The sequence below is a fragment of the Pseudaminobacter soli (ex Li et al. 2025) genome (assembly GCF_029892515.1).
Taxonomy (GTDB): domain Bacteria; phylum Pseudomonadota; class Alphaproteobacteria; order Rhizobiales; family Rhizobiaceae; genus Pseudaminobacter; species Pseudaminobacter soli_A.
The window spans coordinates 810,994-837,730 of record NZ_JARXVF010000001.1 but is presented as its reverse complement, the minus strand read 5'-3'; the positions used below and the strand labels follow the sequence as shown (position 1 = coordinate 837,730).

Annotated in this window: 25 protein-coding genes; 16 read left to right on the top strand and 9 right to left on the bottom strand. The window is 64.2% G+C overall.

The window, feature by feature from the left end; translation table 11 throughout:
• Positions 1-64: 64 nt before the first annotated feature.
• The 3 genes from M2281_RS04000 to M2281_RS03990 all read right to left on the bottom strand — a co-directional run bounded on the left by M2281_RS04000 (position 65) and on the right by M2281_RS03990 (position 2,791).
• Positions 65-850 (bottom strand): tRNA1(Val) (adenine(37)-N6)-methyltransferase, encoded by a 786-nt coding sequence (locus tag M2281_RS04000; RefSeq protein ID WP_280819804.1) that lies wholly within the window; start codon positions 848-850, stop codon positions 65-67.
• Positions 847-1,077, bottom strand: a complete 231-nt coding sequence (locus M2281_RS03995; RefSeq protein WP_280819803.1) for a DUF2007 domain-containing protein — start codon at positions 1,075-1,077, stop codon at positions 847-849. Before M2281_RS03995 ends, M2281_RS04000 begins: the two co-directional genes overlap by 4 nt.
• A gap of 64 nt (positions 1,078-1,141) precedes the next feature.
• A complete protein-coding gene (locus tag M2281_RS03990; RefSeq protein ID WP_280819802.1) occupies positions 1,142-2,791 on the bottom strand; it encodes an alpha/beta hydrolase in 1,650 nt (549 codons plus the stop codon).
• Positions 2,792-3,055: 264 nt separating this feature from the next.
• On the opposite strand from M2281_RS03990, the gene M2281_RS03985 reads away from it, so the two are divergent.
• The 4 genes from M2281_RS03985 (at position 3,056) to glyS (ending at position 9,701) form a co-directional block, all read left to right on the top strand.
• Positions 3,056-4,072: a polyprenyl synthetase family protein gene (locus M2281_RS03985; protein ID WP_280821105.1), complete on the top strand. Its 1,017-nt coding sequence runs from the start codon at positions 3,056-3,058 to the stop codon at positions 4,070-4,072.
• A gap of 145 nt (positions 4,073-4,217) precedes the next feature.
• The gene (locus M2281_RS03980; protein ID WP_280819801.1) at positions 4,218-6,221 is read left to right on the top strand and encodes a tetratricopeptide repeat protein; all 2,004 of its coding nucleotides are present in this window, start codon (positions 4,218-4,220) and stop codon (positions 6,219-6,221) included.
• A 222-nt stretch (positions 6,222-6,443) separates the two neighbouring features.
• Positions 6,444-7,373 (top strand): glycine--tRNA ligase subunit alpha, encoded by a 930-nt coding sequence (locus tag M2281_RS03975; protein WP_425537702.1) that lies wholly within the window; start codon positions 6,444-6,446, stop codon positions 7,371-7,373.
• Complete coding sequence (glyS, locus tag M2281_RS03970) at positions 7,374-9,701, top strand: glycine--tRNA ligase subunit beta (RefSeq protein ID WP_280819799.1); 2,328 nt, start codon at positions 7,374-7,376, stop codon at positions 9,699-9,701. It abuts the gene before it with no gap.
• A gap of 80 nt (positions 9,702-9,781) precedes the next feature.
• Here glyS and M2281_RS03965 read toward each other — a convergent pair whose 3' ends face one another.
• Positions 9,782-10,048, bottom strand: coding sequence for a hypothetical protein (locus M2281_RS03965; RefSeq protein WP_280819798.1), 267 nt, complete (start codon positions 10,046-10,048; stop codon positions 9,782-9,784).
• A gap of 195 nt (positions 10,049-10,243) precedes the next feature.
• On the opposite strand from M2281_RS03965, the gene M2281_RS03960 reads away from it, so the two are divergent.
• The 3 genes from M2281_RS03960 (at position 10,244) to M2281_RS03950 (ending at position 13,406) form a co-directional block, all read left to right on the top strand.
• Entirely contained in the window at positions 10,244-11,173 is a 930-nt protein-coding gene (locus M2281_RS03960; protein WP_425537701.1) for an L-threonylcarbamoyladenylate synthase, read from the top strand.
• Between the two features lie 23 nt (positions 11,174-11,196).
• The gene (locus tag M2281_RS03955; protein ID WP_280819796.1) at positions 11,197-12,627 is read left to right on the top strand and encodes an FAD-binding oxidoreductase; all 1,431 of its coding nucleotides are present in this window, start codon (positions 11,197-11,199) and stop codon (positions 12,625-12,627) included.
• 212 nt (positions 12,628-12,839) lie between these two features.
• Complete coding sequence (locus tag M2281_RS03950; protein ID WP_280819795.1) at positions 12,840-13,406, top strand: DUF6101 family protein; 567 nt, start codon at positions 12,840-12,842, stop codon at positions 13,404-13,406.
• 317 nt (positions 13,407-13,723) lie between these two features.
• Here M2281_RS03950 and ubiA read toward each other — a convergent pair whose 3' ends face one another.
• Positions 13,724-14,707: a 4-hydroxybenzoate octaprenyltransferase gene (ubiA, locus tag M2281_RS03945; protein ID WP_280819794.1), complete on the bottom strand. Its 984-nt coding sequence runs from the start codon at positions 14,705-14,707 to the stop codon at positions 13,724-13,726.
• Between the two features lie 132 nt (positions 14,708-14,839).
• On the opposite strand from ubiA, the gene purD reads away from it, so the two are divergent.
• Positions 14,840-16,114: a phosphoribosylamine--glycine ligase gene (purD, locus tag M2281_RS03940; RefSeq protein ID WP_280819793.1), complete on the top strand. Its 1,275-nt coding sequence runs from the start codon at positions 14,840-14,842 to the stop codon at positions 16,112-16,114.
• A complete protein-coding gene (gene arsC, locus M2281_RS03935; protein WP_280819792.1) occupies positions 16,111-16,518 on the top strand; it encodes an arsenate reductase (glutaredoxin) in 408 nt (135 codons plus the stop codon). Before purD ends, arsC begins: the two co-directional genes overlap by 4 nt.
• Here arsC and M2281_RS03930 read toward each other — a convergent pair whose 3' ends face one another.
• Positions 16,519-17,667: a glycoside hydrolase family 25 protein gene (locus tag M2281_RS03930; RefSeq protein ID WP_280819791.1), complete on the bottom strand. Its 1,149-nt coding sequence runs from the start codon at positions 17,665-17,667 to the stop codon at positions 16,519-16,521.
• 305 nt (positions 17,668-17,972) lie between these two features.
• On the opposite strand from M2281_RS03930, the gene M2281_RS03925 reads away from it, so the two are divergent.
• Positions 17,973-19,748, top strand: coding sequence for an acyl-CoA dehydrogenase family protein (locus M2281_RS03925; RefSeq protein WP_280819790.1), 1,776 nt, complete (start codon positions 17,973-17,975; stop codon positions 19,746-19,748).
• Between the two features lie 26 nt (positions 19,749-19,774).
• Positions 19,775-20,536: a crotonase/enoyl-CoA hydratase family protein gene (locus M2281_RS03920; RefSeq protein ID WP_425537663.1), complete on the top strand. Its 762-nt coding sequence runs from the start codon at positions 19,775-19,777 to the stop codon at positions 20,534-20,536.
• Between the two features lie 61 nt (positions 20,537-20,597).
• Here the strand turns inward: M2281_RS03920 and M2281_RS03915 are convergent, their stop codons facing one another.
• Positions 20,598-21,089, bottom strand: coding sequence for a BA14K family protein (locus tag M2281_RS03915; RefSeq protein WP_280819789.1), 492 nt, complete (start codon positions 21,087-21,089; stop codon positions 20,598-20,600).
• Between the two features lie 115 nt (positions 21,090-21,204).
• Positions 21,205-21,822, bottom strand: coding sequence for a pyridoxamine 5'-phosphate oxidase (gene pdxH / locus M2281_RS03910; RefSeq protein WP_280819788.1), 618 nt, complete (start codon positions 21,820-21,822; stop codon positions 21,205-21,207).
• Between the two features lie 116 nt (positions 21,823-21,938).
• Here pdxH and M2281_RS03905 point away from each other — a divergent pair, with 116 nt between their 5' ends.
• The 4 genes from M2281_RS03905 (at position 21,939) to M2281_RS03890 (ending at position 24,994) form a co-directional block, all read left to right on the top strand.
• Positions 21,939-22,340: an RT0821/Lpp0805 family surface protein gene (locus tag M2281_RS03905; RefSeq protein WP_280819787.1), complete on the top strand. Its 402-nt coding sequence runs from the start codon at positions 21,939-21,941 to the stop codon at positions 22,338-22,340.
• 140 nt (positions 22,341-22,480) lie between these two features.
• A complete protein-coding gene (locus M2281_RS03900; protein WP_280819786.1) occupies positions 22,481-23,413 on the top strand; it encodes a DnaJ C-terminal domain-containing protein in 933 nt (310 codons plus the stop codon).
• Positions 23,414-23,538: 125 nt separating this feature from the next.
• Positions 23,539-24,363: an enoyl-ACP reductase FabI gene (gene fabI, locus M2281_RS03895; RefSeq protein WP_280819785.1), complete on the top strand. Its 825-nt coding sequence runs from the start codon at positions 23,539-23,541 to the stop codon at positions 24,361-24,363.
• Between the two features lie 43 nt (positions 24,364-24,406).
• On the top strand, positions 24,407-24,994 hold the full coding sequence (locus tag M2281_RS03890) for a histidine phosphatase family protein (RefSeq protein WP_280819784.1): 588 nt from the start codon (positions 24,407-24,409) through the stop codon (positions 24,992-24,994).
• 69 nt (positions 24,995-25,063) lie between these two features.
• On the opposite strand, the gene M2281_RS03885 is transcribed toward M2281_RS03890, so the two are convergent.
• Positions 25,064-25,312: a DUF1344 domain-containing protein gene (locus M2281_RS03885; RefSeq protein ID WP_106723883.1), complete on the bottom strand. Its 249-nt coding sequence runs from the start codon at positions 25,310-25,312 to the stop codon at positions 25,064-25,066.
• A gap of 301 nt (positions 25,313-25,613) precedes the next feature.
• Between M2281_RS03885 and aroC the strand changes: the two genes are divergently transcribed.
• On the top strand, positions 25,614-26,714 hold the full coding sequence (gene aroC, locus M2281_RS03880) for a chorismate synthase (protein ID WP_280819783.1): 1,101 nt from the start codon (positions 25,614-25,616) through the stop codon (positions 26,712-26,714).
• Positions 26,715-26,737 lie beyond the last annotated feature (23 nt).

Sequence of the window (26,737 nt, the reverse complement as noted above, 5' to 3'; positions counted from 1 at the left end):
ATCTCCGGTCGATGTTTTTTCGCATGTAGGCATTCGCGCCCGAACGGCAATGCTGTACCGGCTTTCAATCACCGAAAAGCGATCCTCGGCCGTTGCTGACATCGTCGGCGCGGGGCGAGAGCTTGTGGCCGTGCTCATGAAGGATCAGCGGCGGGCAAAGCGCAAGGGCACCGCGCGCGCCCTTGCGGGCGCGCAGCACGATGCGGATGGCGGCGGCGTCAGAGCGCGGATGTATCGGCACGATCTCGGCCGAGCCGAACCGCCCGGCAAGTGCTGCAAGGATCTGCGGCAGCGACTGGGGACGGGCGATCAGCGCCAGCCCGCCGCGCGGGCGCACCACGGCTGCGGCGCTGCGCAGCCAGCTTTCGAACAGCCCGTCCTCCATCACATGCGCCTGGCGGCGCAACTCGTCGGGCGTCGAGCGGTCGCGGGCGGTGTTGAAGGGCGGGTTCATGATGACGAAGTCGAACGCATTCTGGGTAAGCCCCGCCTCGCTCCGCGCCTTGCCGGTCAGCGTCACGTCGGCGACCAGCAGCGAGACGCGGGAGCCAAGATGCGTGTTGCCTTCATGCTGCAGCGTGCGTGACGCGAAATCTGCCATCTCTGGCGACTGCTCGACGAGCGTCACGCTGGCCTCCGGGCAGCGCGAGGCGACCGCCAGCCCGGCCGCGCCGGCGCCGGCGCCGAAATCGGCCAAGTGGCCGCGAAAGTCGGAGGGCACGGCGGCGGCAAGCATCAGCGCGTCCATACCGGCGCGGTGGCCGGCGTCACGCGGCTGAACCAGCCAGAAATTTCCCCGATGAAAAGCGTCCGTCGTGTGGGCGGCAGGCTCGCGCTCGGCAATCGTCATGGACGGTCCCGGCGGATTTCCTTGGCAAAGCCGGCATCGGTCAAAAGGCGCCGCGCCGCGTCGACATCGTCCTTGGCCACCATGATGCGCCGGGGCAGTACGCCGATCGAGCCATCCAGAACGCTCATGTTCTGGTCGGCGATGAAGAAGTCGATGCCGGCGTCGCGCAGCAGCGATTCGATGAAGGAGATGACGACGGCGTCGTTGGTACGGACAAGCTCTATCATGGGTGCCAGACTCGCAATTTGCACCGGCGAAGTAAACAGCCGCCGGCTGAGGGAAAACTGGCGGTCAGGATTCGCGCTTTCTGAAAAACTCCTTCAGTCGCTCGATCTCCTGAGAACTCCACTTTATGTCCATCACCGCCACCCACGCATCAATATAGTGCTCCGGCGCGTAAACGTGGCCGTAGCCCATTGGCGTGGTAGTTGCCATGGCCATGTCGAGCCCCAACTGCAGGAAGGTCACGATCGGGAACCATCGCAATTGCGGCGACACGTCCGGCCCGCGCGGCGCATGCATCCACTGCGGTTCGCGATAGGCCGAAGCGTATTCGAAGAAGGTGATCGGATCGCTCGCATATTGCAGGAAGACGACCCGCAACGGCCCCCAATGCGCGCCCGGAATGTCGAGCGCGTTCTTCTGCGCGGTGAAGCGGACATAGGAGCCATCGCGGAAGGCCGGCAGCCATGCGGGCGAGCCGGGATTACGATTGTCGGTGATGGTGCGCCACAGGCCTGTGGAAAAAGGCGGCCCGCTCCACAGCGCGCCGTCATAGGGGTCGCCAAGAACCTCGAACAGTTCGGATGACTGGGTGGAGCTCAAGGCACCGAGGCTGAGGCCGTAGAGATAGAGTTTCGGGCGATGATCCCTAGGCAGCGTCGTCCAGTAGCCGTAGACCTCGAGAAAGAGCGCGCGCGAGGTCTCGGTGCCATAGTCCGGCTCGACCAGCAGCGCGAGCCAGCTGGCAAGGTAGGAATACTGGACCGCCACCGAGGCGATGTCGCCGCCGTGCAGATATTCGAGCGGGTCGGCCGCTTCCGGATCGACCCAACCGGTGCCGGTCGGCGTGACGACGACGAGCGCCGAGCGTTCGAAGGCGCCAACCCGTTTCATCTCCTCAAGCGCCAGCTTGGCCCGAGCCTGCGCCGTGTCGGCGGAGCGTAGGCCGACATAGACGCGGATCGGCTCCATCGCGTCTCGCTTCAGGAATGATTCGATGTTCTGCTTGCTGGGCCCCCTGGCGATGTAGCTGCGCCCCATCCGGCCGAGTTCGTCCCAATGCAGCAGCGAAGCCCGGCTGCCGGTCTTTTGGGGATCGCTCGGCGGCTGGACATCGTCCTCGATCAGCGCGTCGAGCTGCTTGTAGGAGGAATCGGCGACATGCAGCGCAAAGCGGAAGATCACGCCGTTCGCGACGCTGGCGAAGAGGACGGTGGCGATGGCAAAGCCGATGACTTTGGAGATGCGCCGCGGCACGAAGCGGTTGGTGTAGGCTTGCGCGCGGCGATAGATCCACTGGAACAGGCGCGCGAGTGCGGTCAGCACGACGAAGGTGACGAGCCCGATCAGGCCGACCTTGCTCGGATGGGCGCTTTCGACGGGCTCGAGCTGCATCAGTACCCGAATGGAATTCTGCCATTCGGTCGTTCGCCACAGGAAAAGGAAGACGATGCCTGTGCAGATCGCTGCCGCCGCGATCTTGATGGCCCTTGCGGTGCGCGACTTGGGCTGCGGCAGCTCCATATAGTTCCACAAAATCAGGCAAAGCAGGCCAACGCCATAGCCTGCGGCCATGCAGGCGCCTGAAAGCACGCCCTGGGTGATGAATGTCCGCGGCAGCAGCGACGGCGTCAGCGAGGCGGCGAAGAACAGGGTGCCCATCAAAAGGCCGACCGCAGAATAGGACCGCCAGAGCCCGACGAGCCATCGTTGCAGCATGGCGCGTATCCCCCAATTCGAATTGACGGCGGGCGCAGCGTTACGCCCGCGAGAAAAATCATTCTCGCGAAAGTAGCCGAGGCGACCGATAGGGCAACCCGTTCTTTCCGGGAGGTGATTTATGCAGGTAGTTTCCCCCGGCTAAGGGAAGGGTATTGCTTTTGGCGTCGTCCGCGCCAATTCGCCTCTTGCTCATGTACGCCTTGACGACCTAAATCAGGACACAGTCTTGAGGGGCTCGGCTCAAAGCTTGGAGAGTTTATGGTGGGTGTCGTTCTCAACATCGGCGAGGGGAAGCGCGAGGCGGCGTCCATTAGGGAACTGATGGACTTGACCGCGGCCGACATGGGGCGCGTCAACAAACTAATCCTGTCCAAGGCGGGATCGGACGTCGAAATGATTCCCGAGGTGGCGAACCACCTGATCTCCTCCGGCGGCAAGCGACTGCGGCCCATGCTGACATTGGCCGCTGCGCAAATGTTCGGCTATTCGGGCGAAGGCCACGTCAAGCTCGCCACCAGCGTCGAGTTCATGCACACGGCGACGCTGCTGCACGACGACGTCGTCGATGAAAGCGATTTGCGGCGCGGCAAGAAGACGGCACGCATGATCTGGGGCAACCAGGCCAGCGTGCTGGTGGGCGACTTCCTGCTCGGCCAGGCGTTCCGCCTGATGGTCGAGGTCGGCTCGCTCGAAGCGCTCGACATTCTCTCCAGCGCCGCATCGATCATCGCCGAAGGCGAGGTCATGCAGCTGGCGGCGGCCAAGAATCTCGAAACCACCGAGGACGAGCATTTCGCGGTCATCAAGGCAAAGACCGCGGCACTGTTCTCTGCTGCCGCCGAAGTCGGCCCGGTGATTGCCGGCGCTTCAAAGCCGGCGCGCGCGGCGCTGCGTTCCTACGGCATGAATCTCGGCCTTGCCTTCCAGCTCATCGACGACGCGCTGGATTATGGCGGCGACAGCAAGGATCTCGGCAAGAATGTCGGCGACGACTTCCGCGAGGGCAAGGTGACGCTCCCCGTCATCCTGGCCTATCGCCGCGGAACGGCGGCCGAGCGCGAGTTCTGGAAGGCGGCGATCGAGGAGAACCATACCGACGATGCCGCGTTGGAAAAGGCGATCGGCCTGATGACGCGCCACAACGCCATTGCCGACACGATCGGCCGCGCGCGCCATTTCGGCGAGATCGCCCGCGATGCGCTGGCGGGGCTTGATGCGACGCCGCAGAAGGACGCGCTGATCGACGTCATCGATTTCTGCATTAGCCGCGTGGTATAACGCGCGGCGGTGCACCGATCCGGTCTTGTGACCGGATTATGAACGAGAGCCGATTGAACCGCGACCGCAAAAAGGCCATCCTTTTGCGAACTATCGCGCGAACGAGTCATGCCGCCACTGGGGGTGGCATGAGGGAAGGACGAATATGCGGCGAATGAGCATAGGCTGGCTGGCAAGCGTTTCCGCGCTGGCGGGGCTGATGGTGATAGGTCAGCCTGTTTTGGCCAAGCAGAACGAGGAGCCGGTCAAGACCAGCTCGCTCTCCGGGGCCTATCTCGCGGCGCGGGTGGCCGAGGTCGACAACGATCTCGACAGCGCCATCACCTACTACAAGCGCGCGCTCGCCTTCGACACCGACAATGTCGACATCCAGCAGAGCCTGATGCTGGCCTTGCTGGCGCAGGGCCGCTTCGACGAATCGCTTCCTTATGCGGAAAAGCTCAAGGCCGTGCCGGACGTCGAGCGCTTCTCGCGTCTTGCCCTGGCGATCGATGCCATCCGCAAGAAGGACTACAAGGCTTCCGACTACCTGCTCAAGCTGACGGTCGAATCCGATCTCGACCGGCTCATCACCAGCGTCATGACCGCGTGGTCCAAGGCCGGTGCGGGCGATACCAAGGAGGCGATGAGCTACCTTGAAAAGCTGCAGGGACCGGACTGGTACGCGCTCTTCACCACTTTTCATCGCGCGCTGATCGCCGATGTGTCCGGCAAGACGCAGGACGCGGACAAGATCTACCAGTCGCTGATCGGCGATGTCGGCTCCGGCGGCGCCGCACCCGAAACCTGGCTGCGCGCAGCCGAGGCCTATGCGACCTCGCTTGCCCACCGCGGCGAGAAGAAGAAGGCGCTGGCCGTACTCGACAAGGCCGACGAATTCGCCAATGGCCGCCTGGCGCTGGTGTCGCTGCGCGCCAAGATCGAGAAGGGCGAGGCTGTTTCGCCCCTGATCGCTTCGCCTGCCGACGGCGCAAGCGAAATCCTGGTCGATCTCGCCACCGCGCTCAATCGCGGCGGCGGCGAGCCCTTCGTGCGGCTCTATCTGCAATATGCGCTGGCGCTGAAGCATGACAGCGACGTGGCCCTGCTGCAGTTGGCCGCGCTGGCCGAACAGCAGGACAAGCCGGAAGAGGCGATCGCGCTGTACCACCGCGTACCGGCCGATTCGCCGCTGAAGCGCGCTTCCGAACTGCAGCTCGGCCTCAACCTTGCCGATCTCAAGCGTTCCGACGAGGCCATTACCCATCTCAAGAGGCTGCTCGAAGAGGCGCCGGACGACATGCGCGCCTATCTGGCGCTCGGCGGCGTCTATGCTTCGGTCGAAAAATACCGCGACGCGGCCGATGTCTACGACAAGGCCGTCGAGAAGCTGAAGACGCCGGACAAGAACGACTGGAATATCTTCTACCAGCGCGGCATCGCCTATGAGCGGCTGAAGGAATGGCCGAAGGCCGAGCCGAACTTCCGCGAAGCGTTGAAGCTGATGCCCGATCAGCCGCAGGTGCTGAACTATCTCGGCTATTCCTGGGTCGACATGAACATGAACCTGGACGAAGGCCTTGAGATGATCCGCAAGGCCGTCGACCTCAGACCGAGCGATGGCTACATCGTCGATTCGCTGGGCTGGGCCTACTACCGGCTCGGCCGCTACGACGAGGCGGTGAAGGAACTCGAGCGCTCGGTTTCGCTGAAGCCCGACGATCCGGTGCTGAACGACCATCTCGGCGATGCCTACTGGCGCGTCGGTCGCAAGCTGGAGGCCAAATTCCAGTGGAGCCATGCGCGGGACATGAAGCCCGAGCCCGACATTCTGGCCTCGGTGCTCAAGAAGCTTACCGATGGCCTGCCGCCGCTCGAAGGCAAGGCTTCCGCGCAGGCGCCAGCAGACAAGCCGGACGAGCCCGAGGCCAAGCCGGAGACGCCGACCGAGCCGCAGTCCGACCAGAAGGGCGAGCACGAGCTTGCGCCCGTGCAGAAGATTTCCGCCACGCCGGCCTCCTACAAGGTGCTGCCCGGCCAGTCGCTGTGGTCGATCGCCACCGATGTGCTCGGCGACGGTCATCGCTTTCAGGAGATTCTAAATCTCAACCCGCAGCTGCACGGCGATCCCGGCCGCATCGTTCCCGGACAGGAACTGGTTATGCCCTGACGCATAACCCCAAAAATCGGAATCGATTTTTGGAAAGGATTATGCGTGGATTCAAAGTGCTACAGCGTCCTTTGCGCGCCAGATCGGGCGCGCGGCGCTGTAGTTGGGCAACTGATCTCTTTACGTCAAAACTTGACGCTTCCGGCGTGCCGGAATAGGACGGGCCGACTTTCGGCCCGTCTTTTTTGAGGCTCTCCCGTGACCGTGATCCTGCCCGACCACATGCATCCCAGCCGCTCTTTCCAGGGGCTGATCCTGACGCTGCACGATTATTGGGCGCGATACGGTTGCGTCATCCTGCAGCCCTACGACATGGAGGTCGGTGCCGGCACCTTCCATCCGGCCACGACGTTGCGCTCGCTGGGCCCCAAGCCCTGGAATGCGGCTTACGTGCAGCCCTCGCGCCGGCCCAAGGACGGACGCTACGGCGAGAACCCGAACCGGCTCCAGCACTACTACCAGTACCAGGTGATCCTGAAGCCGAGCCCGCCCAACCTGCAGGAGCTCTATCTGGGCTCGCTGAAGGCGATTGGCATCGATCCGCTGCTGCACGACATCCGCTTCGTCGAGGACGACTGGGAAAGCCCGACGCTGGGCGCCTGGGGCCTCGGTTGGGAATGCTGGTGCGACGGCATGGAAGTGTCGCAGTTCACCTATTTCCAGCAGGTCTGCGGTATCGAGTGCGCGCCGGTGGCGGGCGAGTTGACCTACGGGCTTGAGCGCCTGGCGATGTATGTCCAGGGCGTGGACAATGTCTACGACCTCAACTTCAACGGCCGCGAGGGCGCCGAGAAGGTGACCTATGGCGAGGTCTTCCTGCAGGCCGAGCAAGAGTATTCCCGCTTCAATTTCGAGCACGCCAATACGGCCGTGCTGCTGAGGCACTTCGAGGAAGCCGAGGCCGAGTGCGAGGCGCTGCTGAAGGCCGGTGCCGAACGCGGCGACGGCAAGCCGCACCAGCTGGTGTTCCCGGCCTACGACCAGTGCATCAAGGCCAGCCACGTCTTCAATCTGCTCGATGCACGCGGCGTGATCTCGGTCACCGAGCGCCAGAGCTACATCCTGCGCGTCCGCAACCTCTCGCGCCAGTGCGGAGAGGCGTTCCTCCAAACCGAGGCCGGTGGCTTCGCGATGACCGGCGAGGCTGCATAAATGCCCGATCTTCTGCTTGAACTTCGCTCCGAGGAAATCCCGGCCCGCATGCAGCGCAAGGCTGCGGGCGACCTCAAAAAGATGATCACCGACGGCCTGGTGGAAGCCGGCCTGACCTATGAGGCGGCGCGCGAATACTGGACGCCGCGCCGGCTGACGCTGGACATTCGCGGTATGACCCCGCGCTCCAAGGACGTGCACGAGGAGAAGAAGGGCCCGAGCACCAAGGCGCCGCAGCAGGCCATCGACGGCTTCCTGCGCTCGGCCGGGCTGACCGACATCTCCCAGGCGCATGTGCACACGGATCCGAAGAAGGGCGATTTCTACGTCGCCCATATCTCGAAGCCCGGCCGCGCGGCAGAAGAGATCATCGCCGAGCTGGTGCCGAACGTCATCCGCGCCTTCCCCTGGCCGAAGTCGATGCGCTGGGGCGCGGCGTCGGGTCCGAAGGGCATCAATTACGGCGGCATCGAAGGCCGCGGCGGTGAAACGCTGCGCTGGGTGCGTCCGCTCCAGTCCATCGTCTGCACCTTCGGTCCTGAGACCGAGGAGCCGGTGGTGGTCGATTTCGAGATCGACGGCATCCGCTCCGGCAATGTCACCTACGGCCACCGCTTCCATGCGCCGGGCGCCATCACCGTGCGCCGCTTCGACGACTATGTCGCCAAGCTCGAGGCGGCCAAGGTGGTGCTGGACGCCGACCGCCGCAAGGAAATGATCCTTGCCGACGCAAAGAACCTGGCTTTCGCCAACGGCCTCGACCTGGTCGAGGACGAGGGGCTGCTGGAAGAGGTGTCGGGCCTGGTGGAATGGCCCGTCGTGCTGATGGGCGAGTTCGAGCAGGACTTTTTGGCCATCCCGGCCGAGGTCATCCGCCTCACCATCCGCGCCAACCAGAAGTGCTTTGTCACGCGGCCGCATGGCGAGGCCGAGGCGCTTTCCAACCGCTTCATCCTCATCTCCAATATCGAGGCGAAGGATGGCGGCAAGGAGATCGCCCACGGCAACGGCAAGGTGGTGCGCGCCCGTCTTTCCGACGCGCTCTATTTCTGGACGACCGACCAGCACGACCTGCCTGACCTCAATCAGCTCGCGGATTCGGCGGCGAAGTTTGGCCTTGATTTAAAGAAGCCGCTCGACCAGCGCATGGCCCGTCTCGACCATCTCGGCGTGACCTTCCATGCCAAGCTCGGCACGCAAGGGCAGCGCGTGGATCGCATCCGCCGCCTGGCACGCGAGATTGCGCCGATCGTCGGCGCCGATCCGGCACTGGCCGAACGCGCCGCGCTGCTCGCCAAGGCCGATCTGCAGACCGAAGTTGTCGGCGAGTTCCCCGAGGTGCAGGGCGCCATGGGGCACAAGTATGCCCTGCTGCAGGGCGAGCACCCGTCGGTCGCCGCCGCGCTCGAGGAGCATTACAAGCCGCAGGGCCCGTCCGACCGCGTGCCCACCGACCCGGTTTCGGTGGCCGTGGCGCTGGCCGACAAGCTCGACACGCTGGTGGGCTTCTGGGCCATCGACGAAAAGCCCACGGGCTCCAAGGACCCTTACGCACTGCGCCGCGCCGCACTCGGCGCCATCCGCCTCGTGCTGTCGAAGGAATGGACGGTCGAGCTTTCGAAGCTCATCGCGTCGGCATTCGCCGGTCATGACGAGCCGCGCATCCAGAAGATGCTCGACGAATACGAAGCCAAGCTTGCGGGCCAGAAGTCGGGCGATGTCGATGGTCAGGAAGACCTCGACAACGCGATCTCCGGCTTTGAGAAGCGCATCCGCGAGGAAGCTGCCGAGAAGGCCAAGCCGCTTGGCGCGGACCTGCTGGCATTCTTCCACGAGCGGCTGAAGGTCCATCTGCGCGATCTCGGCGCCCGCTACGACCTGATCGATGCGGTGGTGACGCCGGAAGCCGACAACCTGCTGCTGCTGACCCGCCGGGTCGAGGCTTTGGTGGTGTTCCTCAACACCGAGGACGGCAAGAACCTGCTGGCCGGCACCAAGCGCGCCGCCAACATTCTGGCCGCCGAGGAGAAGAAGGGCACCCGCGTCGGCGATGGCGTCGAGCAGGCGCTGCTGCGCGAAGAGGCCGAGCACAAGCTTTTCGCGGCGGTGAATCACGCCGAGAAGGAAGCCGCGCAAGCCATTCGGGGCACTGACTTTTCCGGCGCGATGCTGGCGCTCAGCGTGCTGCGCGAGCCGGTCGATACGTTCTTCGACAAGGTGCTCGTCAATGACGAGGATCTCGACGTGCGCGCCAACCGTCTGGCGCTCCTGTCGCGCATCCGCGCTGCGACGGGCGAGGTTGCCGACTTCTCCAAGATCGCCGGCTGAGGCGATCTGGAACGCTAAAAGCGAAAATGCCTCGGACTCCTGTGAGTCCGAGGCATTTTTATTTTTTGGAAGTCGGGAGCTTACTTCGCGCTGGCCGTAGTCCCGCCGCGTATAACCGTAAGCTGCGGCTCGAATTTCCGGGGCGTCTGTTGCGCGCCGATCGAAGCGACCTGCTCCAAGCTCACGGCGGGCTCGCCGAGCACGATCATGGACGGGTGGCTCGTCTGCGCGCTCAACACGATCATCGAAGGGCTCGGAAAAGCGGCGGCGGGAAACGCCTCAATCGAACCGGCCTCAGCGGCCGAAGCCGTCAGCGTTGCTACGACAAGGATAGTTGCGATGCGCATGGTCCATTCCCCCATTTGCCTGCCAAGCTCATAGCGCACCGTGCCTTGACGGAGGCTTGAGGCGACATTCGGCATTTTAGCGACCGGCAAATTTGCTGGGCTGGCACTTGTCGCGACGGGCCTGCGGTTATAGGCATGCGACGACCAACGAAGAGATCGTCGCAAGTGGCGGAAATCCTTAAGGGCAATCAGGCGATGGAACGGGCGCTGGCGCTGCTGGCGGCCGGCGAGGTCGTCGCCATTCCCACCGAGACCGTCTATGGCCTGGCGGGCGACGCCACCAATGGCGAAGCCGTGGCACGCATCTTCGAAGCCAAGGGCCGGCCGCACTTCAACCCGCTGATCGCCCATGTCGCCTCAATGGCGATGGCCGAGACGATCGCCGAATTCGATCCGCTGTCGCGCCGACTGGCCGAGGCCTTCTGGCCGGGCCCGCTGACGCTGGTGCTGCCGCACCGCGCGGGCAGCAACATCCACCCGCTGGTTACGGCCGGGCTGGACACGATCGCACTGCGCATGCCGCGCGGATTCGGTTCCGAGCTCATCGCCGCACTGGGAAGGCCGCTGGCGGCGCCGAGCGCGAACACGTCGGGCAAGATCAGCGGCACCACCGCCGAGGCCGTCGAGGCCGATCTGGGCGGGCGGATCGAGCTGGTGGTTGATGGCGGGGCAACGCAGGTCGGCCTGGAATCGACCATCGTAAAGGTCGAGGACGGGGCGCTGCGCCTACTGAGGCCCGGCGGCATTTCGGCCGAGGAACTCGAGGCGGTCGCGGGGACAAAACTGCTCCGCAATAATAGCGCCGGCATCGAGGCGCCAGGCATGATGCTGTCGCATTATGCGCCGGGGGCGGCGATGCGGCTGAATGTTTCCGCGGTCGAGCCGGGCGAGGCGCTGCTTGGTTTTGGGCCGACGCGGGTGGCGGAGGCTCAAAAGGCCGTGGCCTTCCTGAACCTTTCCGAGAGCGGCGATCTGCGCGAAGCGGCCAGCAACCTGTTTTCGCACATGCAGGCGCTGGATCGCTTTGGCGCCCGGACCATTGCCGTCGAGCCGGTGCCGCATGCGGGGCTGGGCGAGGCGATCAACGACCGGCTCGCGCGCGCCGCGGCTCCGCGCGACAGTTGAGATTTCTAACCTAAGTAGTGGTCATGACTCACAATTCGACGCCCCTTGATCCCGCCTTGCTCGACCGCTTCGCGGCAATCGTCGGCGAGCGCCATGCGCTGCGCGAGGCGGCGGACATCGAGCCCTTTGTCACCGAACGGCGCGGACGCTATCCGGGCGTCACGCCGCTGGTGCTGCGCCCCGGCAGCGTGGACGAGGTGAGCCGCATCATGAAGCTTGCCAGCGAAACGGGAACGCCGGTCGTGCCGCAGGGCGGAAATACCGGGCTGGTCGGCGCGCAGGTGCCGGACCGGTCGGGCACGCAAATCGTGCTCTCGCTGTCGCGACTCAACCGCATCCGCGAGATCGACACGCTGTCGAACACGGCAACGGTCGAGGCCGGGGTGATCCTGGAAAAGCTGCACGAGGCGGTAGACGCCGCCGGCCGGCTGTTTCCGCTGTCGCTCGGCTCGCAGGGCTCCTGCGAGATCGGCGGTAATCTTTCCTCCAACGCCGGCGGCACCGGCGTGCTGGCCTATGGCAATGCGCGCGAACTCTGCCTGGGCGTCGAGGTGGTGCTGCCCACCGGCGAGGTGTTCGACGATTTGCGCAAGCTGAAGAAGGACAACACCGGCTACGACCTCAAGGACCTGTTCGTCGGGGCCGAAGGCACGCTCGGCGTCATCACCGCGGCGGTGCTAAAACTGTTTCCGAAGCCGAAGGGCAGGGAGGTGGCCTGGGTCGGGCTGTCTTCGCCCGAGGCCGCGCTGGAGCTGTTCAGCCGCGCGACCGACCAGGCCGGCAGCGGCCTGACCGCCTTCGAACTCATCTCCGACATGGTGCTGGGCTTTGCCGTGCGCAATGTGTCCGACACCACGCGGCCGCTGCAGAGCGATTGGCCCTGGCATGTGCTGATCGAGATTTCGTCCGGCCGCTCGGCGGAAGATGCGCGGCAGCTGATGGAGGAGGTGCTGACCTCCGGCTTCGAGGCGGAGCTGGTGGGCGATGCGGTGATCGCCGCAAATCTTGCCCAGGCCGTCGCCTTCTGGCGGCTGCGCGAAAGCCTGTCGGACGCGCAGCGCCCGGAGGGCGGCTCGATCAAGCATGACATTTCCGTGCCTGTGGTTTCGATCCCCGCCTTCATCGAGCGGGCGAGCCATGCGGTGGTTTCCATCTGCCCCGAGGCGCGCATCGCCTGCTTCGGCCACATGGGCGACGGCAATCTGCACTACAACATCTCGCAGCCGGCGGGCGGCGATACGGCCGCGTTCCTCGATCTCTATCCGGTCATGAACAAGGCAGTGCATGACATCGTGCGCGACATGAACGGCTCGATTTCGGCCGAGCACGGCATCGGCCAGATGAAGCGCGAGGAGCTGATCGCCACCTCCCAGCCGATCGCCATCGACCTCATGCACCGCGTGAAGAAGGCATTCGATCCGGCGGGGATCATGAACCCGGGTAAAGTTATCTGAAGGGTTTCTTCACCCCTTCTTCAGACAGGTTTACAACATCTTGTAGCTGGTCGGAATCCGATAACCATCTGGTAGATCAGCAAAATTTAACCGACTTTCTTAAGCGGAGCGGTAACAACCCCGCGCTAGTGTCCTTCCCATAACGAGACCGGGAAAACCGGTTCGGAGAGACCGGAACACCGGCTCTCAGGAGTAACAGGAAGGCACACATAATGAGCACCGGACTGAAGCCAGTCTGGGCGGGACGCACCATGCGCCTCGACCCATTCCGCTTGCCCCAAATGGTCAGCTTCGCCACGAGCGACGAATTCGGCGACGTCGTCTTCAGTATCGATCAGCGCGGCGCGACGGTGCGGCGTATGCTGAAGAATAGCGGCCTGCCCGCCACCGTTGCGCTGCCGGCAACGGCTTTCCGCGGCGTTGCGGCCCGGGCGATCGAGGACAATCTGCTGAACGTCACGGTCACGCTCGAACTGCTGCACAACGACCCGCAGCTTTCGGTGCCGCTGCTGGTGGCCGACAATCTCGAGGATGTGGCTGCCGACTGGCGCGCCTGGGCGGAAGCCTATCGCCTGCCGATGCTGCTGATCGAGGCCGACGGTGTGGCCCGCACGCTGGAAGAGTCGCTAGGCGCAGCGATCAAGACCATGCCGACACAGGAGCGCCGCAAGGGTCGCCCGACGGCCATGCGCCGCTCGCGCTTCCAGGCGCGCCGCAAGTCCGGCAATCTCGGCCTCCGGCTGGTTATCGGCGGCGAGGAAATCATCGCGCGGCACTAGGCGACAGAAATTATTGGGTCTTTGCCGTCCGCGGGTCATGCTCGTGGGCGGCGAAGGCTGTTGGCGTTGCAGAAACTTTTGAAGAGCTCTTTCGAATTCCCTCTTAGATATGGAATTCGACCCCCACTCCGGTTTGCTTCGCAAACCACCTCTCCCCCGATCGACGGGGGAGAGGAATCGCCGTCCGCACGGCTCGCACCCTTCCTCTCCCCTTTTGAGGGGGAGAGGTGCCGAGCGAAGCGAGGCGGAGTGGGGGTAAGTCGTGCCGTAGACGAGTGCCTGCCTACAAGCATGCGGAGCAGATGGGAGCCTGGTTGTTAAACCAGCGGCTTGAGCGAGATCCACAGGGCCCCGCCGATCAGGCCGAGGAAGATCAGCCAGCCGACAGTTCCGTTCGACTTGAAGAGTTTCAGGCACTGGTCCGGATCGTCGATGTTGAGCACGCGGATCTGGCGCGCCATATGCGCGCCCGCGGCCACCAGGCCGGCCAGCGCCGGCATCGGCACCTCGGCGGCGGCAAAGGCGAGCGCAAAGCAGGCCAGCGCGCCGCCATAGAGCCCCACCAGCCACATCTTGGTGTTTTCGCCGAACAGGCGCGCGGTGGAGCGCACGCCTACCAGCGCATCATCTTCCTTATCCTGATGGGCGTAGATGGTGTCGTAGCCGATCACCCACATGATCGAGCCGATGTAGAGCAGTATGGGTGCTGCTTCGAGGTCGGCGAACTCCGACGCCCAGCCCATCAGCGCGCCCCAGGAAAAGGCAAGCCCCAGAACGAATTGCGGCCAGTCGGTGATTCTCTTCATGAAGGGGTAGGCAGCAATGATCACCAGCGAGCAGAGCCCGAGCAGGATGGAAAAGCTGTTGAATTGCAGCAATACCACCAGGCCGACCAGCGCCTGGGCGATCAGGAACGCCCAGGCCTGCTTGCGGCTGACCTGGCCCGACGGCAGCGGGCGCGAGCGGGTGCGCTCGACCTCGGCATCGATCTTTTCGTCGACGATATCGTTGTAGGTGCAGCCGGCGCCGCGCATGGCGATCGCGCCGACCAGGAACAGGAAGAGGAACCAGGGATTTGGCAGCAGCGTCAGCAGCGGGTCTTCCGGCCGCCCGAAGGCGACGGCGCCAAGCGCTGCCGACCACCAGCACGGCCACAAGAGCAGTATCCAGCCGATCGGGCGATCCCAGCGCGCAAGCTGCGCGTAGGGCCACACCCTGCGGGGCAGAACCCGATAGACCCAATGACCGCTTGGCGCATCGGCAACGCGGCCTTGCGCCTCTTTCGACTGAATGTTTTCCATCTGCTTGAGGTGACAGCAGTGGCAACGCTCGTCAAGACGATGATTTATCCTTGATAACCGGCCTTGACGGTTGACCGCGCCGCGCGCGCGCCATACCGGAAGCCGCAACGACCTAGCAGGGAGCGCGATGGCATGAATGTTCTTCTGATTGGTTCGGGCGGCCGCGAACATGCACTGGCATGGAAGCTGGCGGCCTCGCCGATGCTGACCAAGCTCTATGCCGCGCCGGGCAATCCGGGCATCGCCCGCGAGGCGGAGATCGTGGCGCTCGACGTCAACGATCATGCGGCGGTTGCCACCTTCTGCAAGGACAAGGCCATCGATCTGGTTGTGGTCGGGCCCGAAGCGCCTCTCGTTGTCGGCCTCGGCGACGACCTGCGGGCCGCCGGCATCCGCGTGTTCGGCCCCTCGGAAAAGGCAGCACAGCTCGAGGGCTCGAAGGGTTTCACCAAGGACCTCTGCCGGAAATACAACATTCCCACCGCCGCCTACGGGCGCTTCGGCAATGCGGCTGACGCCAAGGCCTATGTCGAGAAGATGGGCGCGCCGATCGTGGTCAAGGCCGACGGGCTCGCCGCCGGCAAGGGCGTGACCGTGGCCATGACGCTTGATGAAGCTCTGGCAGCCCTGGACGCCTGCTTCGAGGGCGGCTTTGGCGCCGCCGGCGCGGAAGTGGTGGTCGAGGAATTCTTGACCGGCGAGGAGGCGAGCTTCTTCTGCCTCTGCGACGGCAAGACCGCGCTGCCCTTCGGCACCGCACAGGACCACAAGCGCGTGGGCGACGGCGACACCGGCCCCAACACTGGCGGCATGGGCGCCTATTCGCCCGCACCGGTGATGACGCCGGAGCTGATCGAGCTCACCATGCGCGAGATCATCGAGCCAACCATGCGCGGCATGGCCGAGATGGGCATGCCGTTTTCCGGCGTGCTGTTCGCAGGCCTGATGATCAACGAAAAGGGCCCGCAGCTCATCGAATACAATGTCCGCTTCGGGGACCCCGAATGCCAGGTGCTGATGATGCGCCTGAAGGACGATCTTCTGGTGCTCCTGAGCGCGGTGGCCGATGGCCAGCTTTCGCACATGTCGGCGCGCTGGCGCGACGAGGCCGCACTCACCGTGGTGATGGCGGCGAAGGGCTATCCGGGTACGCCGATGAAGGGCACGATCATCCGCGGCCTCGACAAGGCGCCCGAGGGCGTCGAAATCTTCCATGCCGGCACGGCCGAGGAAGATGGCGAGATCGTCGCCGCCGGCGGCCGCGTGCTGAACGTGACCGCCACCGGAAAGACGGTGACGGAAGCGCAGCGCAAGGCCTATGAGGCGGTGGATGTCATCGACTGGCCGGAAGGCTTTTGCCGCCGCGATATCGGCTGGCGCGCCGTCGAACGGGAGCAGGCGAAATGACCGTTACGATCTACCACAATCCGAAATGCGGCACCTCGCGCAACACGCTGGCCATGATCCGCGCCTCGGGCGAGGAGCCGGAGATCATCGAATATCTGCAGAACCCGCCGTCGCGCGAGCGCCTGGTGGAGCTGCTCGGCCTGATGCAGATGAAGCCGCGCGACCTGTTGCGCCGCAAGGGCCCTCCCTATGACGAACTCGGCCTTGCCGATCCGAAATGGAGTGATGACGAGCTGATCGACTTCATGGTCGCGCATCCGATCCTGATCGAGCGGCCCATTGTCGTGTCGGAAAAGGGCGCGGTGCTGGCGCGCCCTTCGGAGAAGGTGTTGGATGTGCTGCCCAATCCCGATATCGGCACCTTCACCAAGGAGGACGGCGAGGTCGTCGGCCGGAAGGTCTAACTAGAGCCTGTCCGCCTTGGCCGGCGTTCCTCCCGACACGGTCGGGTCGAGGCCCGGAGGCAGCTCCTGGCCGCCCAGCGACCACTCGACCATGCGGTCCCGGAGCGAGGACACGTAAGTGCCGAACCGGGAGAGGAGGCTGCCTTCGGGCAATGCCAGCAGGTCCGGAAGCGGGACCTCAGCTTCCTTCTTGCCGGGCTTGGCCGAATGCTTGCCGCTCAGCGCGTTTTCAAGCGCGGCGAGCGGGCCGCTCTGCGGAGCCGAGGCATAGGCCAGGGTCGTGTCGCCATTGACCGCGACCTCCGGGCCGTTCGGCGCCTTCGCGATCAGATCTTCCCTGACGTCGAGCAGCTTGCCGAAGGGCCAGGCGCTGCGCAGCTCGTCGGGGTTCATCGAGGCGACGTTCACGTCGATGTCGGTCGGCGTTCCCGGCACGCGGTAGGGACAGCTCTTGGCGTTGCAGTTGGCGCGCGCGGCGAACTGCCAGAGCGTGTAGGTCTGCCAGTTGCCCTTCGGGAAATGAGGGCCGATCTCCTGCTTGTAGCGGGCATACCAGAGCGGCAGGCGCGACAGCAGCGGATATTTATCGCGGTTTTCGGCGATGAACTGGGCCGTGCTGCCATTGGTGTAGAGGATCGGGTAGCGGCCCGTGCGGCTCTGGATATGGCGCACGAACTGCTCTGCGTCCTGAAGCGACATCCAGTTCTTGGGATCGTTCTCCTCGATGTCGAGGGCCATCAGGTCATCGGGACCGGGCTGGGCGAAGTCGAGGAAATTGTTGGCCTGGTCGATCGGGTTGCCGGGGCGGGCGAGGTGATAGGCACCCCATTTCAGCCCCAGCGCCTTGGCCATCGCACGGCGCGTCTGGTAGAGCTCGCGCGTGACGGCGTGGCGCCGCCACAGCGCCTTGCAGAGCCTCACCTGGGTTTCATCGCCCTTGCACGAATAGGCCGGTGCAAGGCCATCCGAGGCCTTGTTGATGAAGCCGACGATGCGCTTGTCCGTTACGAGCTTGTCCCAGTCGATGGGATTGTACTCGTAGGCGTCGATGATCAGCGCGCGGTCGGGGTTCTTCCACGGCTGCGAAAAATCAGACGCGCTGGCAGGCATCAAATGCAGCGCAAGCGCTGCGGTCAGCGCTGCCAGCATGCGTCGACAGTGTCGTAGACGTATTGGGTTCAATGCAGGTTTTCCCGCGGAGTAAGCAGTGGTTCCGCTCTCTTATAGTTAACGAAGTGCTGAAATTGTGACTTCAACGGCCGAACGTCAGTTCGAACGGATCCTGGGCCGGTTTTGTCGGCAAGGTTTCCTTCAGCTTTACCCAAACGTAGGAGTGCGCGACCCCTGGTACAACACCTGCGTCAAATTTGACGTTTACGTCAAAAGCAAGTGGCGCTTCGGGGCCATTTCCGTTTAATCTGCGGGTACCTCAAATCCCTGTTCAGGAGGACCAGATGTACCGTGCACCCGTCGAGGAAATCTCGTTCACGCTCAAGCATGTGGCCGGACTGAAGTCGGCGATCGAGGAGGGTGTGTTGGGCGACCTCAGCGAGGACCTTGCCGACGCGATCCTGCATGAGGCCGGGCGCTTCTCCACCGAAGAGGTGGCGCCGCTGCGCGAGATCGGCGACCGGCATGGCGCGGTGCTGAAGGACGCGGCCGTGACCACGCCGCCGGGCTGGAAGGAGCTTTATGCGCGCTGGCGCGAGGGCGGCTGGAATGCGCTGCAGGCGCCGGAAGAATATGGCGGGCAGGCTCTGCCGGCCATGCTGGGTGTTGCGGCGCTGGAGATGTGGAACTCGGCTTCCATGGCCTTCGGCATCGGCCCGACGCTGACCATGGGCGCGGTCGAGGCGCTGGACAAGCATGCCTCGGACGAACTCAAGCGCGTCTATCTGGAAAAGCTCGTCTCGGGCGAGTGGATGGGCACCATGAACCTCACCGAGCCGCAGGCCGGCTCGGATCTCGCCGCGCTGCGCACCCGCGCCGAGCGCGCCGCCGATGGCACCTATCGCATCTTCGGCCAGAAGATATTCATCACCTATGGCGAGCACGATTTCACCGACAACATCGTGCATCTGGTGCTGGCGCGGCTGCCCAATGAGCCGGCCGGCACGCGCGGCATCTCACTGTTCCTGGTGCCGAAATTTTTGGTCAACGAGGACGGCTCGCTCGGCGCGCGCAACGACGCGTTCTGCTCGGGCCTCGAACACAAGCTCGGCATCCATGCCTCGCCCACCTGCACGATGATCTTCGGTGACGGCTTTGCGAGGGATCGCGAGCCGGGCGCCATTGGCTGGCTGATCGGCGAGGAGAACCGGGGCCTCGCCTGCATGTTCACCATGATGAACAATGCGCGCCTTGCCGTCGGCATCCAGGGTGTGGCGGTGGCCGAGGCGGCCTTCCAGAAGGCGCTGGCCTATGCCAACGAGCGCCGTCAGGGCAAGGCGTCCGGCTATCAGGGCGATGGCATGGCGCCCATCGTCTACCATCCCGACGTGCAGCGGAACCTGTTGTCGATGAAGGCGCTGACGCAGGCTGCCCGCGCCATCTGCTATTCCTGCGCACATGCGGCGGATCGCGCCCGCGCCGGTGGCGACGACGCCCAGCACTGGCAGGAGCGTGCCAATCTGTTGACGCCTATCGCCAAGGCTTTTTCGACGGATGTCGGCGTCGATGTCGCCTCGCTCGGCGTGCAGGTGCATGGCGGCATGGGCTTCATCGAGGAGACGGGTGCGGCGCAGCTGCTGCGCGACGCGCGCATCGCCCCGATTTACGAAGGCACCAATGGCATCCAGGCGATCGACCTGGTCACGCGAAAACTGCCGCAAAGCGGCGGCGAGCACATCTTCGGCTATATCGCCGAGCTGGGCGAGATCGTCGGCAATGTCCGCTCGTCCAATCTGGCGGATTTCGGCCGCACCGCAAATGAGCTGGACGATGCGCTCGACGATTTTTCCAGCGCCACGCGCTACCTGCAAAAACTCCTGGCGGACGGCAGAATGGACGAGGCGCTGGCGGGTGCCACGCCTTATCTCAGGCTGTTCGCGCTCGCTGCCGGCGGTGCTTATTTGGCGCAGGCGGCGCTTGCGGATGGGAGCGAGGAGCGCCAGCTGCTCTGCCGCTTCTTTGCGGAGAACTTTCTCGGCGAAACGCAGCCGTTGAAGGAAAGCATCATCGAGGGTTCTGCGAGCGTCGGCGCTGCCGGCAAGATGCTGATCGCAGGCTGATCTGGGACGAGGGGAGGAGGAATTTCATGGCGGAGATGGCCGACGGTCACGTCATCATCGAGCGGCGCGGGGCGGTGCAGACGATCCGGATGAACCGCCCGGACAAGAAGAACGCCATCACCCGGGCCATGTACGCGGCGATGGCATCTGCGCTGCAGTCCGGCGATGCCGATCCCGAAATCCGCGTGCATGTCTTCTTCGGCGTGCCGGGCGCCTTCTCGGCCGGCAACGACCTTGCCGACTTCATGGCGGTCGCCATGGGGGGCGAGGGCGGTGCGGAAGTCTGGGACTTCCTGCTGGCGCTCGCGCAGAGCGAAAAGCCGATGCTTTCGGGCGTCGACGGCATTGCGGTGGGTATTGGCACGACGCTGAACCTGCACTGCGACCTGACCTTTGCCACGCCGCGCACCGTCTTCAAGACGCCCTTCGTCGATCTCGGCCTGGTGCCAGAGGCAGGATCGAGCCTTCTCGTGCCGGCCATCCTCGGCCGCCAGCAGGCTTTTGCCATGCTGGGGCTGGGCGAGGGCTTTTCGGCCGAGCGCGCCAAGGCAGCGGGCCTGATCTATGACGTGGTGGCGGACGATGCGCTCGAGGCGACCGTGCTGACGGCTGCCGAGGCTGTCGCCGCGAAGCCGCCGCAGGCGCTCAAGATCGCGCGCGACCTGATGCGCGCGCCGCAGGAGGCCGTGGTTGCCCGCATCCGTGAAGAGGGCGAGCATTTTCGCGCGCGGTTGAAGTCCGACGAGGCAAAACAGGCCTTCGCCGCCTTCATGAACCGCAAGAAATAATTCTCAAAATCAAAGACCCCGCCGAAGCGGGGTCCTTCATTTAACAGGCTAGCTTGAAGCGTCAGCGCATATAGGGCGAGACGCATACCTGGCGCGGGCCGTAATTGGGCTGGAACGTATTGTCCGAGGCCCGGTAGGACCGATAGCGGTCATAGCACCAGCGCAGATGGTCGTTGCGGCCCGGCCGGTATTCCGGGGCCGGCCGATAGGCAGGAGCCGGCTGGCTGGCGATCGCGCCGCCAATGATGGCGCCCGTGATGAAGGCCGCCGGCGGGAACCACCAACCATTGTGCTGGCGCCAGCCCGGCCGGTGATGCCGGTAGCCGCGGTGGCCATTGTAGTAATAGTCATTGCCGCGGCGATAGTCGTTGCCGTGGCGATAGGAATGGCCGTGGCGATAGTAACGCGGCCCGTCCCGGACCTCCTGAACGTCGGTCGACCCGGCTTCGAGCTTCGGGAACATGACCGGCGCGGCGTTTGCTTCCACCATGCTCGAGGCAATGGCGGTCACGGCCATGGCGGCTGCGCAAACGGTTAGCAAAAGCTTTTTCATAAGTACCTCATTCAATTCTCCAAGCCCCGTGCTGCCAATCTGGCAGCCGAAACATGAACCTTAACTGAATGATTTCATTAAATTTCCGTAATGGTCGGGCGCTGGGGCCGACCGCTTACGGGTAAAGCCGATCCTTTTCCCAGCCGCCGTCGGCGGTGCTACGGAACACGATGCGGTCGTGCAGGCGGAAGGGGCGGTCGTGCCAGAACTCGATGGTCTGCGGCACGATGCGGAAACCCGACCAATAGGGCGGACGCGGTATCTCGCCGATCGCGTAGCGCGCGGTGTATTCGGCTACAGCCTTCTCGAGCGCAAAGCGGCTTTCCAGCGAGCGCGACTGCTTGGACGCCCAGGCGCCGATGCGGCTGCCGCGAGGGCGCGAGGCGAAATAGGCGTCGGCCTCCGCATCGCTGACCACCTCGACCCGTCCGCGGACACGCACCTGCCGGCGCAGCGACTTCCAGTGGAAGCACATCGCCGCCTTCATCGTGGCAAGGATTTCCTGGCCCTTGGCGCTCTGGAAATTCGTGTAGAAGACAAAGCCCTGCTCGTCGAAACCCTTGAGCAGGACCATGCGTACGTCCGGCAGGCCATCGGTGTCGACGGTGGCGAGTGCCACGGCGCTGGGGTCGTTCGGCTCGCTATTGCTTGCGTCTTCGAGCCACGTCGCAAAAAGTCGAAACGGCTCGGCACTTTCGGTAAAGTCACCAGATGTTAATGCTGACTCGTCCATAGATTCCACTCGAAGTGATGTCGCTGGCTGGAGATTGCCTATTGTCGCGCATAGCGCAAGCGTGGAGAGACGGTTTGATATGCCTTTTCCGGTCCGGCTGCCCGCGGGCGGCCACCTTGCTGGCTGCTGCCATCTCGCTTTCCGCTTGCGGCATCGGCGGCTTCAGCCTTGAGAAGGCCGAGGTCGACCGCTCGCTGCTTACCGGCGCTGTGTCCTCCGGAACGCGTGCGCCGAGCGACTCGGAGCGGGTTTCTGACGAGGCCACCATCCGCAATGCCGTCTCGGCCGCCGATGTCACGACCCTCGACGGTACCGCACTCGCCTGGGCCAATGCCGATACCGGCTCGCGCGGCGCCATTAATAATCTGAGCGAAAGCCGCGACAACGGCGCGCTATGCCGCAAGTTCACTGCCTCGCGCGAGAGCTATGACGGGGTTGGGCTTTATCATGGCGAGGTCTGCACGGCAGGCTCCGGCATCTGGCGCATGATGAATTTCCAGCCGGCATCTGGCGCATGATGAATTTCCAGCCGGCGCTCTGAGCGTTCGGCAGCGCTCTTACTCCACAACTTCTCCGTTGTTGCCGCACTGGAATTTCTTCCTAGCGAGGAGCATATAGGGACCAAGTCCCAATTCCAGAATCCGGCAGGCAAGAAGGCATGCGTGATCCTTATGAAGTGCTGGGCGTTGCCAAGAGCGCGTCAGCCAAGGAGATAAAGTCGGCGTACCGCAAACTCGCCAAGAAGCATCATCCGGACCAGAATCCGAATGATCCCAAGGCGAAGGACCGGTTTGCCGCCGCGAACCAGGCATACGAGATCCTCGGCGACGAGAAAAGCCGTGGCGCCTATGACCGCGGCGAGATCGACGGCGAAGGCAAGCCGAAGTTCCAGGGCTTCCAGGGGCATCAGGGTGGCGACCCGTTCGCCGGTTTCCGGCGGCAGGCCCAAGGCCAGGGGCAGGGCGGGGCGCATTTCGAATTTCGCAGCGGCGGCCCCGGCGACGAGCAGTTCAGCGACAGCGATATCTTCAGCGAGCTGTTCGGCCAGGCCTTCCGGCAGCGTGCCGGCGCGGGTGGATCCGCGCAGCGTGCGCCTCGCGGCGCCGACCTCAACGCCACGCTCGAAGTCACCATCGAGGAGGTTGCCGGCGCCGAAAAGGTCACGGCGATTTTTCCCGATGGCCGCAAGCTTGCGGTCAAGCTGCCGCATTATGTCGAGGACGGCCAGACCATCCGGCTCAAGGGGCAGGGCGAGACCGGTCTCGGCGGTCCGGGCGACGCGCTGATCAAGATCCAGTTCAAGAACCATCCGCGCTACCGCGTGGAAGGGCGCGACCTGCATGTCGACCTGCCGGTGCAACTGCGCGATGCCGTGCTGGGCGCCAAGCTGCCGGTGGAGACGCCGGGAGGCCGGCTTGCGGTCAACCTGCCGGCTTGGTCCAGTTCGGATAAGGTTCTGCGCCTCAAGGGGCGGGGCCTGCCGCAGAAGGGCACCGGCCATGCCGACCTCTACGCCCATGTCCGCGTCATGCTCCCCGAAGGCGGCGACGACGAACTGGAAGCGTTGATGAGAAAGCGCCAGAGCATTTAAAACGCTTTAGCTTGGGGTTTTGGCTGCCTTTGGCCGACGACTTCCATGCGCTGGGCGCTTGAAGGTGTCCTGTGCCTGTGCGATAGGGCTCTTCAGGTTGAAGAGAATGTGCGGAGAGTGATCAGATGGCGGTTGGACAGGGCCTCATGGCCGGAAAGCGCGGGCTTATTCTTGGCGTGGCCAACAACCGGTCGATCGCCTGGGGTATTGCGAAGGCCTGCGCCGATCAGGGGGCCGAGCTGGCTCTGACCTATCAGGGCGACGCCTTCAGGAAGCGCGTTGAGCCGCTGGTTGCCGAGCTCGGCGATCGCGCTCACATTGCCGGCCACTGCGACGTGACCGATCCGGAGAGCCTGGATGCGGTGTTCGACGGCGTTGCCAAGAAGTGGGGCAAGCTCGATTTCGTGGTCCACGCCATCGCCTTCTCCGACAAGGAGGAGCTGGACGGCCGCTATGTCGAAACCACGCGCGACAATTTCCTGCGCACCATGGACATCTCGGTGTTTTCCTTCACGACCATCGCCAAGCGCGCCGAGCCGCTGATGACCGATGGCGGCTCGCTGCTGACGCTGACCTATTACGGCGCCGAGAAGGTGATGCCGCACTACAACGTCATGGGCGTCGCCAAGGCCGCGCTCGAGGCGAGCGTGCGCTACCTGGCCGTCGACCTCGGCGGCAAGGGCATCCGCGTCAACGCGATCTCGGCCGGCCCGATCAAGACGCTGGCCGCTTCGGGCATCGGCGATTTCCGCTACATCCTGAAGTGGAACGAGTACAACGCGCCGCTGAAGCGCACCGTGACCCCGGAGGAAGTCGGCGATTCAGGCCTCTACTTCCTGTCGGACCTGTCGCGCGGCGTCACCGGCGAGGTGCACCATGTCGATTCGGGCTATCACGTCGTCGGTATGAAGGCCGTGGACGCCCCGGATATTTCCACCGTCAAGGACTGAGCAGGCTCAGTCCTCCAAGTTTTCAGGAGGCGCGCGGGGCGTCATGTTTCCGCTTGTCTATTTCGTGCGCCATGGCCAGACGGCCTGGAATGCCGAGGAGCGTCTGCAAGGGCAGGCCGACACGGATATCACCGAGGTCGGCCGCACCCAGGCCGACCGCAACGGCCAGCGCCTGGCCGAGCTGATTGCCGATCCGCACGAATTCGATTTCGTCGCGAGCCCGATGCGGCGCACGCGCGAGACCATGGAGCGCGCACGCGCAGCCATGGGGCTAGCCTCGAGCGACTACCGCACCGATCCGCGGCTGGTCGAGGTGAATTTCGGCGATTGGCAGGGCTTTACTTTTCCCGAGCTGGAACAGCGCTACCCGGGCTGCAAGGCGGAGCGTACGAGCGACAAATGGGGCTTTGTTCCGCCAGGAGCGGACGCCGAGAGCTATGAGATGCTGCTCGGCCGGATACGGCCCTGGTTCGAAGAGCTGAAGCGCCCCACGGTCTGCGTGACCCATGGCGGCGTGCTGCGCGTCATCTTCAGGCTGGCGCAGTCGGTGCCGACCCATCTGGCCGCAGCGCTGGAAATCCCGCAGGACCGCGTGCTGCGGTTCGAAAACGGTCAGCTCGACTGGCTCTGAGTTTTTGCGGGAGCGCTTTCGCGCCGACGGCGGCCTTAGCGTCAGGCCGCCGGGAGAGGCGGAAAAAACCTATTCGGGCAGTTCCATATCGGTGATGGTGTTGACGCCGTTGATCTGGTCGTAGGCCAGAAGCACGTCCATGCCCTCCTTGAGGGCGTCCACGTCGAACTCGCCGGGCAGCTTGTAGGACTTGCCGTTGTCGAGCGTGATTGTCAGCTTGTCGCGGTCGATCGCCTTGATCTTGCCTTCCGCCTCGGCGGCGTAGGCGGCGCTGGAGATCATCATGACAGCGGCGAGAGCGCCGATCAGGCTACGCATGGTCCATCCTCATTTATTTATTCTTGGCGTCGACAGGCGACGGCCCGCTTTGCAATCATGAAGAAATCACTAACACGACGAATGTGTCAAAACTAAAACGTACTGTCTATCCACTTATTTTCGTTGCATTATCTGTCGCGGAAGCGAATCCCTGTTCAAGATGCGACGTTCCGTTTTCGGGTGCCGTCGCGCCTGGGGTTCCGCTTGGGAGCCAAAAGTCGGTTGACATCGTTTGACCCTCGCTGAAAACGCCAATAGAACGCACCCCAGAGCCGGCGCGGCCGGGCAGGGCTGATTATCTATGTCGCACAACACTTTCGGACATATGTTCCGTGTCACCACCTGGGGCGAAAGCCATGGCGCGGCCTTGGGCTGCGTGGTCGATGGCTGTCCGCCGGGCATCCGCTTCACACGCGCCGAGATCCAACATGAGCTCGACCGCCGCCGCCCGGGCAAGTCGCGCTTCGTGACCCAGCGGCGCGAGCCGGACGAGGTGCAGGTGCTGTCGGGATTCGTGCTCGACGAGGACGGCGAGACGATGATCACCACCGGCACGCCGGTGTCGATGATGATCGAGAACGTCGACCAGCGCTCGAAGGATTACGGCGACATCGCCCGCCAGTATCGGCCGGGCCATGCCGACTACACCTATCATGTCAAATACGGCCTGCGCGACCATCGCGGCGGCGGCCGCTCCTCGGCGCGCGAGACTGCGGCGCGCGTTGCGGCCGGTGCGCTGGCGCGCAAGGTGGTGCCGGGCATGGTGGTGCGCGGCGCGCTGATCTCAATCGGCGTCAAGGACATCGACCGCAGCCGCTGGAACTGGAATTTCGTCGACGATCCGGAAAACCCCTTCTTCACGCCCGACCCGGAGTCGGTGCAGGTCTTCGCCGACTATCTCGACGGCATCCGCAAGTCCGGCTCCTCGGTGGGCGCGGTTGTGGAGATCGTGGCCGAGGGCGTGCCCGCCGGTCTCGGCGCGCCGATCTATGCCAAGCTCGACCAGGACATCGCCTCCAACCTCATGTCCATCAATGCGGTGAAGGGGGTGGAGATCGGCAACGGTTTTGAGGCCGCGCGCATCACCGGCGAGGAAAACGCCGACGAGATGCGGATCGGCAATGACGGCAAGCCGGTGTTCCTGTCGAACAATGCTGGCGGTATACTTGGTGGAATTTCGACCGGCCAGGCGGTCGTGGCGCGTTTTGCGGTCAAGCCGACGTCGTCGATCCTGACGCCGCGCAAGTCGATCGACATCGACGGCAACGACGTCGAGGTGATGACCAAGGGCCGCCACGATCCATGCGTGGGCATCCGCGCCGTCCCCATCGGCGAGGCTATGGTTGCCTGCGCGATCGCCGATCACTACCTGCGCCATCGCGGCCAGACGGGCCGCATCTGACCACGAGAAACTGAACGGAATCC